Source organism: Hyunsoonleella sp. J2K-J805 (genome assembly GCF_057167125.1).
Genome location: NZ_CM169901.1, coordinates 64,930 through 78,404 on the forward strand (window position 1 = coordinate 64,930; position 13,475 = coordinate 78,404).

The 13,475-nt window shown below is 33.5% G+C and carries 15 protein-coding genes; 4 read left to right on the forward strand and 11 right to left on the reverse strand.

All coding sequences use genetic code 11. The features are described from left to right. From AC1B0Z_RS00250 to folP, 11 genes are all read right to left on the reverse strand, one after another. A complete protein-coding gene (locus tag AC1B0Z_RS00250; protein WP_483793456.1) occupies positions 1-741 on the reverse strand; it encodes a tetratricopeptide repeat protein in 741 nt (246 codons plus the stop codon). 13 nt (positions 742-754) lie between these two features. Next, positions 755-1,339 (reverse strand): RNA polymerase sigma factor, encoded by a 585-nt coding sequence (locus tag AC1B0Z_RS00255; RefSeq protein ID WP_483793457.1) that lies wholly within the window; start codon positions 1,337-1,339, stop codon positions 755-757. 140 nt (positions 1,340-1,479) lie between these two features. After that, positions 1,480-2,964: a BspA family leucine-rich repeat surface protein gene (locus tag AC1B0Z_RS00260; protein ID WP_483793458.1), complete on the reverse strand. Its 1,485-nt coding sequence runs from the start codon at positions 2,962-2,964 to the stop codon at positions 1,480-1,482. Between the two features lie 135 nt (positions 2,965-3,099). Continuing rightward, entirely contained in the window at positions 3,100-3,816 is a 717-nt protein-coding gene (locus tag AC1B0Z_RS00265; RefSeq protein ID WP_483793460.1) for a hypothetical protein, read from the reverse strand. Between the two features lie 12 nt (positions 3,817-3,828). Beyond that, positions 3,829-4,938, reverse strand: a complete 1,110-nt coding sequence (locus AC1B0Z_RS00270; RefSeq protein ID WP_483793461.1) for a hypothetical protein — start codon at positions 4,936-4,938, stop codon at positions 3,829-3,831. Positions 4,939-5,168: 230 nt separating this feature from the next. Continuing rightward, positions 5,169-5,957 carry a DUF3667 domain-containing protein gene (locus AC1B0Z_RS00275; protein ID WP_483793462.1) on the reverse strand — a complete coding sequence of 263 codons (789 nt, stop codon included), beginning with the start codon at positions 5,955-5,957 and terminating at the stop codon, positions 5,169-5,171. 1 nt (position 5,958) lies between these two features. Then, positions 5,959-6,750, reverse strand: coding sequence for a DUF3667 domain-containing protein (locus AC1B0Z_RS00280; protein ID WP_483793464.1), 792 nt, complete (start codon positions 6,748-6,750; stop codon positions 5,959-5,961). Beyond that, positions 6,750-7,535: a diadenylate cyclase gene (locus AC1B0Z_RS00285; protein WP_483793465.1), complete on the reverse strand. Its 786-nt coding sequence runs from the start codon at positions 7,533-7,535 to the stop codon at positions 6,750-6,752. The genes AC1B0Z_RS00280 and AC1B0Z_RS00285 overlap by 1 nt, the downstream gene beginning before the upstream one ends. Before the next feature lie 36 nt (positions 7,536-7,571). Continuing rightward, positions 7,572-8,261: a hypothetical protein gene (locus AC1B0Z_RS00290; RefSeq protein ID WP_483793466.1), complete on the reverse strand. Its 690-nt coding sequence runs from the start codon at positions 8,259-8,261 to the stop codon at positions 7,572-7,574. After that, a complete protein-coding gene (locus AC1B0Z_RS00295; protein ID WP_483793467.1) occupies positions 8,258-8,791 on the reverse strand; it encodes an endonuclease domain-containing protein in 534 nt (177 codons plus the stop codon). The genes AC1B0Z_RS00290 and AC1B0Z_RS00295 overlap by 4 nt, the downstream gene beginning before the upstream one ends. Positions 8,792-8,953: 162 nt before the next feature. Further along, on the reverse strand, positions 8,954-9,775 hold the full coding sequence (folP, locus tag AC1B0Z_RS00300) for a dihydropteroate synthase (RefSeq protein ID WP_483793468.1): 822 nt from the start codon (positions 9,773-9,775) through the stop codon (positions 8,954-8,956). A gap of 111 nt (positions 9,776-9,886) precedes the next feature. Here folP and AC1B0Z_RS00305 point away from each other — a divergent pair, with 111 nt between their 5' ends. The 4 genes from AC1B0Z_RS00305 (at position 9,887) to AC1B0Z_RS00320 (ending at position 13,439) form a co-directional block, all read left to right on the forward strand. Then, a complete protein-coding gene (locus AC1B0Z_RS00305) occupies positions 9,887-10,426 on the forward strand; it encodes a DUF1599 domain-containing protein (RefSeq protein ID WP_483793469.1) in 540 nt (179 codons plus the stop codon). Between the two features lie 81 nt (positions 10,427-10,507). Continuing rightward, positions 10,508-11,824, forward strand: coding sequence for a BT_3928 family protein (locus AC1B0Z_RS00310; RefSeq protein ID WP_483793470.1), 1,317 nt, complete (start codon positions 10,508-10,510; stop codon positions 11,822-11,824). Between the two features lie 6 nt (positions 11,825-11,830). Beyond that, the gene (locus AC1B0Z_RS00315) at positions 11,831-12,907 is read left to right on the forward strand and encodes an ABC transporter permease (protein WP_483793471.1); all 1,077 of its coding nucleotides are present in this window, start codon (positions 11,831-11,833) and stop codon (positions 12,905-12,907) included. A gap of 49 nt (positions 12,908-12,956) precedes the next feature. Then, a complete protein-coding gene (locus AC1B0Z_RS00320) occupies positions 12,957-13,439 on the forward strand; it encodes a TlpA family protein disulfide reductase (RefSeq protein ID WP_483793473.1) in 483 nt (160 codons plus the stop codon). Positions 13,440-13,475: the final 36 nt, after the last annotated feature.

A 13,475-nucleotide genomic window follows, 5' to 3' on the forward strand; every position in this document is an offset into this window, starting at 1 on the left:
TTATTTTTTTAACTCTGCTATTATAGCTTTACTCTTTTCAGAATTACTTTGCTCTAAAAATTCAATAGCTAAATCACTTTCATCAAGTTTTAAATAGGATAAGCCCAAATAGAAATAGGCGTCTTTAAGAAATACACTGTTGGTAGTTTTTGTTGTAGCTTTTAAGAATTTAACTGCTTCCCCTTCATTTTTATTAGCCAAATGTGCAACGCCTAAAAAATAATTTAACGTATCATTTTCTGGCTTAGTTTTAAGTAATTCACTCCATTTATTAATTGCTTTAGTGTATTTTTTCTGTTTATAATCTACCATGGCATCATTAAAAGCGTAATTATTGGTTTTACTCATATTGGTTTCTAAACCTCTATCTTCAATGTAGTATTTGTTAAACAATGCTTCGTTTGAAGTTGTTCTATTAAATAACCAAAAACTACCAAATAGAATTGCGATAGATGCCGCAATTGAGATGGTTTTATAGTTTAATACGAATACCTTTTTTTCTTTTTTAGGCGTGGCATCTTCAGGTATTAACGTCTCATGAAACGCTTTAGTTTTATTTTTAAACACAGCACGCCTTACTCCAAAAAGAATGGACTCAACATCTTTTATTTGTTGCTGTAATATTGGATTACTTTTGATTTTTAATTCAAAAGTATTCCGTTCTTCTATAGGCATGGTATTTTTTAAATACCGTTCTATGGTTTCTAAAAGTTCTTGCGATATGGGGTTATTGTGGTCCAATTTAAAATAGGTTTTAACTAGATTTTACGACTAGAGTTCTCAATTTTTCGGTACAGCGGTATTTTTTATTTCGTGCCGAAGCTTCCGTTATTTCAAATAGTTTAGCTATTTCTCTAAGCGATTTATTATCATAATAAAATGCGGTTAATAATTTTTTACACACATCTCCTAAATTATTAAAAGCGTTTGCTACAGTGTTAATGTTGTTGTCATTATCAAATTCTTTATCGTTTTCAGCGGTTTTATTATTTAACATATGCGGATCAACATCATAAGAATTAGTTTTTCTGTATTTAGCTGAATTTAAATGATTCAACCATTTGTTTTTTGCTATGGTATATAAATACCCATTTAGTGCCGATTCGTTCTTAGGCACAAATTTATTATCCTGAACGTTTTCCCAAACCGTAACAAAAGCCTCTTGAAAAATATCTTTTGCTTCTTCTATAGAGCCACTGTTATTTAAAATGTATTGCTCGGTTTTATAGAAATTATCTTTATATAATTGTTTCAGCGAAGATTCATCATTCGCTTTGATAGATTGAATAAGTTGTTGTTGACCTGAGAGGTCTTTTTGTAGTGTATCTTTCTCGAGCATAAGTTGTTAATAGCATGAGAAAGATACACTTTTTATGTTTAAATTTTTTGACTCTTTATTCTTACTAAAAGGTCGCAATCAGCTGTATATCTGCTGTAATACCTTTTTCAATAAGAATCACTAATTTCTATTCATCTAAACTAAGGCGTACAGTTTGTAAAATTGGGGCGGTTACTATCAGAAAGCCCAGAACTTCCTGCATTAAATTGAACACAGCTAGTGACGTTTGCTACAGACCAACCAGTAAGGTTCTGATTAAAGTTTGTGGCATTTCGAAACATAAACGCCATATCGGTAACATTGCTTACATCCCAAGTACTAATATTTTGATTAAAGGATACGGCTCCATTAAACATGGTTAACATGGAGTTTACATTGCTTACATCCCAGTTTCCAATATTTTGGTTAAAGACAAAAGCTTCTTCAAACATCAGTCTCATATCGGTAACACTGCTTACATCCCAGTTTCCGATGTCTTGATTAAAGGCAACAGCGCGATGAAACATTTCTCGCATGTCGGTAACGCTGCTTACATTCCAGTTTCCAATGTTTTGGTTAAAGGCAGTAGCATCTTCAAACATACTGTTCATTACTGTAACACTGCTCACATTCCAGTTTCCAATGTCTTGGTTAAAGACAGGATTACGGTAAAACATCTGTATCATATTGGTAACATTGCTTACATCCCAGTTTCCAATATCTTGGTTAAAGGCATCAGCAGAACCAAACATATTCTCCATGTCGGTAACATTGCTTACATCCCAGTTTCCAATGTTTTGGTTAAAGGCATCAGCGTCGGTAAACATACTCTTCATAGTGGTAACATTGCTTACATTCCAGTTTCCAATGTCTTGATTAAAAACAACAGAATTTTGAAACATCCGTACCATATCGGTAACATTTGATAGGTCAGGTACGTCTGTTGCCTGCCCCTCTAAATTGGGACAGTAGGCAAATGCTTCCCGCATCGATTGCCACGCTATATCTCCCCATTGGTCTATAGATATGATTTTGGTTGAATTCGCCGGACTTGGAGAGGCTAAAAAAATCGCCGGGAATGTCCCTGTAATAGCTACTTGGTAAGTGCCTGCCGCAGCATAGGTATGTGTGATATTTGCGGTTACTCCAGATTCTATAGTGCCATCACCCCAGTCAACGGTATAGTCATAGGTAAACTCATTCGCTCTTGTTGGTACGAAAATAGACTCATTGGCAGTAGTGGTTTGCCATGTAGTAATAAAAGGACGTGTATTCTCTTGCACATCGGTAATATTTACGGTGATGTTTGCAGTACTACTTAGTTCCCCATCACTTACAGTTACAGTTATGGTATGTGAGGTGGTTGTTTCAAAGTCAAATGCTGTCAAGGCAGTAATTTGGCCATTAGTTGCAATGCTCAACACGGAATTTGCTCCAGAGAAGGTAAGGTTATCCCCTTCGTCATCTGTTGCCACAATTTGGCCAATAACAGCATCTATGGCATTATTTTCTGCTATGGCAAAACTTTGATTTGCTATAACGGGGGCTGTATTTTGGCTCTCATTTACGGATTCGTCTGTACTACAGCCTAAATTGAATAAAAAAAGGCATAGTACAAAAAGTGTGGTTATTTTATTTTTTTTCATGATTAATATTTTATAATGTATTGATTAATTAAAATTTAATTGTTGATTTGAGCTTCGATCCAAGTACCATTTACATTTAAATCCACATTGTGATTATAATTAGCATTGTTTGTTGAGATAAGTTGATTGTTGAATTTAAAAAGTAATGATTACTTGTGCCTCACCTTCTCTAGAAGTGATGGAGTCTATAAAATCATTATAATCTGGGTTTACGGTATTGATAGAAATACCAGTTAGAGAAGCGACATATTTACTGCTATCACTTAGCAATACATAAATCGGATCGTTTTGAGATTCGTTAGTCCATGAATAAACACCTGTTTGAGTATCTACAGTACCATCTACCCAAGTTATTGAGTAGTTTAAAATTTCAATTTGATAAGATACCGCGTTTTCATAATAAGGTATTTCAAAACCTGCACCTCTAACTTCACGCGTACCTCCTGCTTCTGGGGAGCTATCCCAAATCCAATCTGATGCATCTACAGTAAAAACTAATGTTTCAGGCTCTGTTTCAAAAAAGAAATTGGCCTGTGATGTGCCTCCATTACCATCATCTGCCAGTATATAGCCATCATAAACCGTTTCTGCTTCTAAACCTGTAAAGGCATAGTTTAGCGTTGTCCCTCCAGTTGAGATAAGCACTTCATTTAAATAAATTGAATAGGTAACAGGATCATCATCAAGATCTATAGCTTCAGTCCATTCAATATCAGCACCATCAATAAATACATCTAGAATTGTTACTGAAAACGGACCAGGATTTCGATTATTAGGATCATTGCTATCATCTTCAGATGAACAGTTGGTTAATAAAAATAGTATTGCGAATGTGTATATAAATTTTTTCATGGTTATGTTTTTTTAATTTTTAATATTTCCTTTGGTCCATGTTTGGTTATTTAGATTAGGGTCTAGATTGGGGTCGAAATTGAAATCGTTGGTAGGAATGTATTCACCATTAGAATTTATCCAATACACATTACTACCAGCATCAACTTGATAGTTGGCGCCTCCTGTTGAAACTGTTTGTCTTTCCAAATGCGAATCCATAAAACGTTTATGATTAGCATCTACCATGGCGCTATGTGCTTTTCCCCTTTCAATAATGCGTTGTCCTTCGGCGCGTAAATTTGCCATACGTTGTTGATGTAATTTACCTGCTTGGGCAGCTTTTTTTGCATCTTCCATATAGCATGTATATCGCCATTGCGGATTATATTTAGTGTTTTCTAGACTGTATATATAATTGCTTTTTGCGGTTTCAAAATAGGTTTTTGGAGCATCAAGCATATTAACCATATAGCCCCAATTACAAGCTTCTTGAGTGTAGCTAATATATTGGCGAATTATAAGTAACAATCTATTGCCTTTATTGTCACCCCATTCTGTGGCTAATACTTCAAATGATTTTTGTTGTGGTACAGATGTAAACATCATCTCATCATAATTTTCATCGTAAGCCTTTAGTTTTGGTAGGTGGTATTGTTTAAGAAGATTAATGCCATCTTTAGAAAATAGAGGAGTTAATTCTTCTTTTACTAATTGTTCAGCACTTTTTAAGGGCTTTATTTGATGCCCAACTTCAGCCATCATTTGGTTATAGCCAGGTAATTGAGAATACACAAACAAATTATTTCTTGGCATTAATACTCTCACGTTGTTATTACCTTTAATATAAGCGCCATCTTCATCTAACTTATCCAGATATTTCCAGTCACTTGGTATGGGTTGATAGCACATAACCATGTTTCTTTGAGTATCGTCAATTTTGTGAAAAATGATTTTGCTCTTTACAATTTTATTTGACTGATGATTTGAAACATCAACCCCTTCTTTAAGCACATACGTTTTGCCATTAAGTGTGATCGTTTTACTTAATTGATGATTTTGTGAAGATTGAGAAGTTTGTCCGCAAGAATAGTTTAAGCAACTAATCATAAAACAAAGCATGATCGTTTTGAATGCTTTCATTTGTAAAGATTTTTAGAGGTTATACACCTTTACATAAAGACAACTTCAAAATGTCATCAAAAAAAAATTGATTTGTTAATAGGTATTATTGAATATTTGATTAAAACCCGTGTAATGGATACGTTTTTTTAAGTCGATAGATTCTAGAAGAACTCCTTAAAGAGAAAGATGGGTATTATAAAAACTTGTGCGAAGTGCAGTTTTTAAAGGAGCAAGAGGTAGCTTAACTGCTACTTTTTTGGAATAAAATCTTGTATAGCGACTTCTCCTGTTAAAAAAAGAAATATCATAGTTAGGATAGAAAGTCCCATATAACCCATCAGAAAGAAAACAAAATATAATGGAACCCTCCAAAATAATGATTTAACACTATCTTTTGAGTTACGATATGCCACATATGCACAGAACAAAATCATGATTAAAGAATACAGTAAGGCATAATCTATATAAAACTGTGGATTTATCATTAACGTAATCACAGAGTATACCGAAGATACAATACTAAAAGCAGTTATTCCATAAATTGCAATAATCATATGTTCGGCAAAATTGTAACTCTTTTTATTAAAAAATATAAGACCAGCAAAAGCTAATACGGGAATGTAGGCTAAATATATTAATGAGCTGTACTCCATAGTCGATGCCATGATTTTTTTTGTACCCTCGCCTCCTGTACTTGTTTGTGCATAGCTTATACTGCCAAAATCTATACTTTCCCATGCAATCTTTTTCATTAAAAAAAGCGTAAGTCCCGATAATGTTAGTGTGATGGCCAACATGCTTACAGGATTCAAATATTTTTTTCTTAAACCACTAATATAACCTCCACAAACATTTTCAGGTTTTACAAGCATATGTTTTATGGTTGTAATAAACGTATTATCCAGATTGAAATAGCGTTCTAAGAAGTCATACACCAAACTTTTATTAGTAATTCTTTGTCTCACTACTTTACCTCCGCAATCTGGACAGTAGCTATAGTCTGTTCTTAATGTATTATTACAATTTTTACAATTCACTTTAATTAGCTTTAGCAGATAAATACCCTATTGCATATACAGCAATTGAAATAATTACGAATAAAATTCCATAAACAAAACCGATTAACAGAAACCTTGCGAAACTATCAAGAAGTGTTGTTTTAAATACACGATGCAGTATGTGAAATAGATACGCAAAGGTAAAAATACTTACCAGAAGCGATATCGTTAAGTAGTCTCCTCCACAAACTAAAAATAGAATGCTTAATACTGCACTAACAATAATAATTTGTGCGGAGTAGTAAAGGTTAATTACAATATGTTCGGTGAAATTATAACGTCTGTCACCAACAAGATAATACGCTATCCAAGTTGAAAAGGCAGAAATTGGTACGCTTAACACGTAAATAACACTTTGGTAGTTGTTTATGGTACTAAAATCTGTATTTCCTGGAGCAAATGGATTATTTTCTTGATTTGCAAGATTTTTAAAACTATCTCCATACAAGTTATCTAGGTTCATAGCATCTTTAAAGAATGTATTCATTAAAAACACTTGAATTCCTACCAATGTTAATGAAATGGCAAAATATTGAATAACATCAACATACTTTTTACGAGTGCCCTCTATATAACTTACAATAACTTCTTCTGGTTTTGTAAAAAGGTAGACTAGTGTTTTGAATAACTTGTTATCAAGATTAAAAAAATGAAGATTGATTTCAGACCAAATATTTTTAAAAGTTAACCTGTTACGTATCACTTTAGCTCCACATCCAGAGCAATAGTTTTGATGTGATTGAATTTGGATGTCGCAGTTTTTACATTCCATTAGGCCAAATCGTTCTTAATCATTTTGGTAAGTTCAGTCGTATCCTCAAACACTACAAATTCCCCATCCTTAAAATAAGATATATGTCCGGTTTCTTCACTTACTGCTAAAGCTAAAGCATCGGTTTTTTCAGTAACGCCTATTGCAGCACGATGCCTTAAGCCAAAACGCTGTGGAATATGTTTTTCATTATTTACTGGAAGCACAACGCGTGTTGCTTTTACAATATTATTACTTATGATAATGGCACCATCATGTAGCGGACTATTCTTAAAAAAGATACTCTCTATAATGGGTTGGGTGACTTTAATATTCATTTCATCACCCGATTCTGAAAGAAAATCTAGGTTGTTATTCCGTTCAAAAACGATTAAAGCCCCAGTTTTCGACATGCTCATTTTGTTGCAAGCCGAAATAATGGCATCCACATCACTTTCATTAGTCCCCTCGGTTTTTAAGAATTTAAGCTGTTTTAAGAATTTACGGCGTCTACTAAAATTAGTAGAACCTACCATTAATAAAAACTTCCTGATTTCTGGTTGAAACACGACTATAAGCGCAATAATACCCACGCGCATAAAACCGCCAAAAATTCCAGAAAGCAGCTCCATGTTAAGGAACTCGGTCAATTTCCATGCACCATAAATGATGATGATACCGAGAAAAATATTTATGGCAACAGTGCCTTTTACAAGTTTGTAGAGATAATAGAGCAGGAGTGCAACAAGCACAACATCAAGATAATCAATAAAACGAAGGTTTAAAATGTCATCAAAGATGTTCAATGGCTGATCGGTTTTTGTAAATTTAAGAAATTGTGGTTAATCTATTATGAATTCACTTTTCGATATTTCAATATTTTCTAAATCCAAATGTGATATCATTGCTTTAATCGATATGTATTCTTGAAAAGACAATTGATTATTGAATTTCAGAACAGCCCTACTGTAAGATTTGATAATTGATTGTATTTGACCAATTTCATCTAATCTTTTTCGACTAATAGTTTCTCTATATGTTAGGTTATGCCCAAATAAATCAAATAACTTAATTTTTTTTTCAATATTAAATTCTAAAATAAGATTTGGTATTTTGGGAAAAGAATTTCTTATAATTATTGAGTCATTCCATGTTGTGGAGAATTCAGTGTTTGTAAATTCAATAAACCCCAAATTATCAATACTCAAATCATGGCAGGTAAAATAGTTTTTGGCTTTTTCATTTTTATGGCTTGAGGATTTCTTTTTGGATTGCAAGAATTTAATGTGTGGAATGGCTTGTTTTAAAGTCAAGCGTTTGTCTACGTTTATTAACCAATTCGTGGTGCTTATCAAATTTTTTCTATTCAATAAAATACTATCAGGTTGGGTTTCATCATAAAACAAATAGGCTGCCGAAACATCTTGTAATTCGGTAATATCTGCTTTATCAATTTGTGGTAATTGTAATTCTTTTTCGTTTCCGCAGGAAATAAAAAGTATTATGATAAAAAGTAGAACTGTATTTTTCATTGTTTAAAAATAAAAACTTTATTCTTATGCACACCCCTTAATCCCCTCTTTTTAGAGGGGACTTGTTGCATCTGATTTTTAAAATATAGTTTTTTCATTAATATTTTCTTTTTAAGAATATGAGTGTCCCTCCTAAGAAGGAGGGAGTAAGGGAGGTGTAAAATTATTTTCTTCAAATCTAAAATATAATCTTCAATAGCCCTTATCACATTTTCAATATCATTTAGTATTTGATAATCTGAAAATCTCAATACATGAATTTCTAACTCATTTAACCGTTTGGTTTTCTTTACATCTTTTTCAAATACTTCTATTATTTCGTGTGAGTATCCATCACATTCGATGGCTAATTGTAATTTATTGCAAAAGAAATCAACAATATAATTATCAATAGGTTTTTGTCTTTGAAAGTCATACCCGTGCATTTGGTTTCTTCTTAGATAAGTCCAAAGCCTAATTTCCGACTTTGTGGAATTATTTCGAGGTTGTCTTGCGAGTTCTTTTAGTTTTGGATTGTAGTAGATTTTCATCTTACAAGCTTAACACACTCCTTAATCCCCTTACTTCGACAAGCTCAGTACAGGCTTATTACAGGGGAAACTGTTGCGTTTTCTTTTTGATATTTATCATTTTTGTGCTGTTTTTTAGACTATGAGTGTCCCTCCTAAAAAGGAGGGAGTCAGGGAGGTGTTTTAATATAGAGCCTCAACCAATTTTATAGCTTCTACAGCTTCCTTTACATCGTGTACCCGTAAAATTTTAGCGCCTTTTTGCAACCCGATGGTGTTTAAAACTGTTGTACCATTCAAGGCATTTTTGGAAGAAGTTTTCAACGTTTTATAAATCATAGATTTTCTGGAAACACCAACCAGTAAGGGTTTTTCAATCATCTTAAATAGTTCTAGTTTATGTAACAACTCAAAATTCTGCTCCAAAGTTTTTGCAAAACCAAAGCCTGGGTCAATGATCACATCAATAATACCTAAATCTCGTGCTGCTGAAATTCGCTCTGAAAAATAGAACAAAATATCCTTAACCAAATCGTTATAATCTGTTAAGCTTTGCATAGTTTGAGGTGTTCCTCTCATATGCATCATAATATATGGCACCTGCAATGCGGCAACCGTTTCAAGCATGTTATTGTCAATTTTTCCAGCGGATATATCATTAATTAAGGCAGCACCAGCCTCAATACACTGTCTTGCAATAGTGTTTCTAAACGTATCAATAGAAAGCAACGTGTCAGGAAACGCTTTAAGAATTAAGTTTACAATTGGTAAAATTCTATTTAATTCTTCATCCTCAGAAACATGCTCAGCATTGGGTTTGGAACTGTAAGCACCTACGTCAATAAAAGTAGCGCCTTCATTCAGCATACGTTCTACTTGTTTTAAAATAGAAGTTTCATCTTTATATCTCCCACCATCGTAAAATGAATCTGGTGTCACGTTTAAAACGCCCATTACTTTTGGGGTGGATAAATTAACAAGTTGGCCTTTACAATTTATGGTCATGATGAGGTATCGTGTAGTGTTTGTATCTGGTTTAAAACTTTAAACCTTAAACTTTGAACATTCTAATTATTTATGCGAAATTTACGCAAATTTAACGCTAGAAAATCCCAGATGCAAGATACTTCAAAACAATATGATGCCGTAATAGATACTTGTAAAAGTTTGTTTATAAAAAAAATGAGTGATTACGGTAGTGCATGGCGCATTTTAAGATTACCATCTTTAACAGATCAAATTTTTATTAAAGCACAACGCATTAGAGGCTTGCAACAAAATGCGGTACAAAAAGTTGATGAAGGGCAGGAGAGTGAATTTATTGGTATTATCAATTATTGTATCATGGCATTAATTCAATTGGAAAAGGGTGTGGTGGAACAACCTGATATGGATACTCAAACTGCCGTTGCACTGTACGAAAAGCATGTTGGCATTACTAAGAAATTAATGGAGGATAAAAACCATGATTACGGTGAAGCATGGCGTGATATGAGAGTAAGTAGCTTAACAGATTTGATTTTGCAAAAACTCTTGAGAGTAAAGCAAATTGAGAATAATCAAGGGAAGACCTTGGTAAGTGAAGGCATTGATGCCAATTATCAAGATATGATTAATTACTCCGTTTTTGCGATGATTCATCTGTCTGAAAAATAAATTTTTATGGTCGCTGAGGTACTCGAAGCGACATTTATCAAATTAGTGACTTCGAGAGCCTCAGTCACCGAATAAAGAACTATGAGACAATTAGTAAGCATATCAAGAATATTAGTTGGTGTTTTGTTTATCTTCTCAGGATTCATAAAACTAAACGATCCTATAGGGTTTTCGTATAAACTCCAAGAATATTTTAGTCCAGATGTATTGAATATTCCTTTTCTAGAGCCTTACGCTTTATTGATTTCAGTATTTGTTGTAGTGTTTGAAGTCGTTCTAGGCGTGTTTTTACTAATTGGCTACAAACCAAAGTTTACGGTGTGGAGTTTACTATTAATGATTGTGTTTTTCACATTTTTAACCTTTTATGCCGCTTATTTTGAAAAAGTAAAAGATTGCGGCTGTTTCGGGGATTTTGTAAAGCTAAAACCATGGGAAACGTTTTGGAAAGACGCGGTCTTACTGGTTTTAATCCTTATCCTATTCTTTGGTGTAAAGTATATTAAACCGGTGTTTACAAAGTTACCAACTACGATTTTAGCGCTGTTAGGTTTTATTTTAAGTTTATGGTTTGGTTATCACGTATTAATGCATTTACCAACGATAGATTTTAGAGCGTATGCTATTGGGAAAAATATCAAGGAAGGCATGACAATTCCTGAAGATGCTCCAAAACCAGTACAAGAATATAGTTGGAAGTTTAATGTAAATGGAAAAGAAGAGATACATGTTACAAATGGTTCTTACCCTTCGGTTGAAGGTGAATTTATTGGTGTAGAAACCAAAGTTATTAAAGAGGGTTATACACCGCCTGTAGTTGATTTTTCAATTGAAAGCGAAAGTGGAGATTTAACGGATTTCTACCTTAACCAAGACAACTTGATTGTAGTAGTGTCTTACAGTTTGGAAAAGATAGAAGCCGATGGTGCTACAAAATTGAAAGCGTTACAAGATGCAGCGAGAAAAAATAACTATCAAATTATTGGGTTGACAGCTTCAGGAGCTGATACTAAAAAACGAATAAATGAGGCTTACAATATAGATTTTGAATGGTATTTGTGCGATGAAAAAGCATTAAAAACGGTGGTACGTTCCAACCCTGGAATATTAGAATTAGATAAAGGAACGGTGATGCAAAAAGTACACTGGAATGATATTGGGGATTTGGAGTTGCCGGAAGTAGAGCCGAAAGTCATTTCTTTCAAAAAGAAGCAAAAAGAGGATATTGCTTATTTTATTGATGGTGAAACTTCAACTAAAGAGGAAGTAGAAGCTTTGGATTCCACATTAATTGAAAGTGTAAATGTTATAAAAGATTCAGTGCAATTGAAAATGTTAAATACACAAAATAATACTATGTATTTTGGAATCGTTGAAGTTAAGTTAAAAAAAGAATAGCTTTTCTTGATAAACTACCTCCTAAATAAAATCTTCTACGCAATACTCACACTATTTGGGGTAGTTACAGTGATATTCTTCTTATTCAATGTACTTCCTGGAGATCCTGCGCAAATGATGATGGGGCAAAATGAAGATAGTGAGCAATTAGCAAAAGTAAAAGCAAAATATGGTTTTGATAAACCTATTTTAACACAGTACGCCTATTACATCAATGATTTGTCACCATTATCTTTTCATTCCAAAAACAAAGGAGATTATACGTTTTTAGCTGAAGATAAATATACTGCAGCCAGATTATTTTCAATAGGACATAGGACTGCAGTTTTAAAGTTTCCATACCTCAGGGAATCTTTTACAAAACAAGGTAAAAAGGTAACTCAAGTTTTAGGCGAAACGTTACCCAATACTTTTGTTTTGGCGGTTTCAGCAATCGTTATTGCTATTATTATTGGTATTTTACTGGGTATAGTTTCTGCACTGTATAAGGATAAATGGTTGGATAAGCTGATACAGGTTTTGAGTACCCTTGGTATGAGCGTGCCTTCTTTTTTTAGTGCCATTTTATTCGCTTGGTTATTCGGTTATGTATTGCACGAATACACCAATTTAGAAATGACAGGTAGCCTTTACGAATTGGATGATTTTGGAGAAGCGATGCATATCAAATGGAAAAACCTTATTCTGCCAGCTATAGTTTTAGGTATTCGTCCATTGGCAGTTGTTATTCAGCTTATGCGAAATTCATTATTGGAAGTGTTTAATCAAGATTACATCCGTACAGCAAGAGCCAAAGGACTTAGTGAGTTTCAAATCATTAAACGTCATGCAGTTAAAAATGCATTAAATCCTGTGGTTACGGCCATTTCAGGATGGTTTGCTTCTATGCTGGCAGGAGCGGTTTTTGTGGAATATATTTTCGGCTGGAATGGGCTTGGAAAAGAGATCGTAAATTCCCTTAATACTCTGGATTTACCTGTAATTATGGGTTCGGTTTTAGTCATTGCTACTTTATTTGTAATGATTAATATTATTGTCGACTTAATTTATGTTTGGTTAGATCCAAAGGTTAAATTACAATAGACTTCCTGCGAAAGAATGAATCTCTAAAGAGAGGATATACATGAAAAAAATGATTTATATAATAACATTATTTATAACTTTTGTTGGTTGTAAGACTGAAGATCCAACGCAATTTAGTGAGACTGCTTTAAGCGATACATTTACCACAATAGAGGGTAAAGAAGTTACACTCAATTCAATTTTAGAAAAGCACAAAGGTAAAACCATAGTAATCGATATTTGGGCCTCATGGTGTGGTGATTGCATTAAAGGGATGCCTAAAGTAAAGGCACTTCAAAACGCATATCCTAACGTTGTTTATCTATTCTTTTCTTTGGATAGAGGTGAAGGGCCATGGAAACGAGGCATAGAAAAATATGGCGTAGTGGGCGAGCATTATTATATGCAAAACGGAGAGGACAGCCCATTTGCCGATTTTGTAAACATCAGTTGGATTCCTCGATATATGGTCATAAACAAGGCTAGCGAAATCGTTGTATTTGATGTAATTAAAGCTGATGATAAAAAGTTGATCGAAGCTCTAAAAAATTAAGTAGTTTTGCAGTAAATAATGAATTACTAAACAACT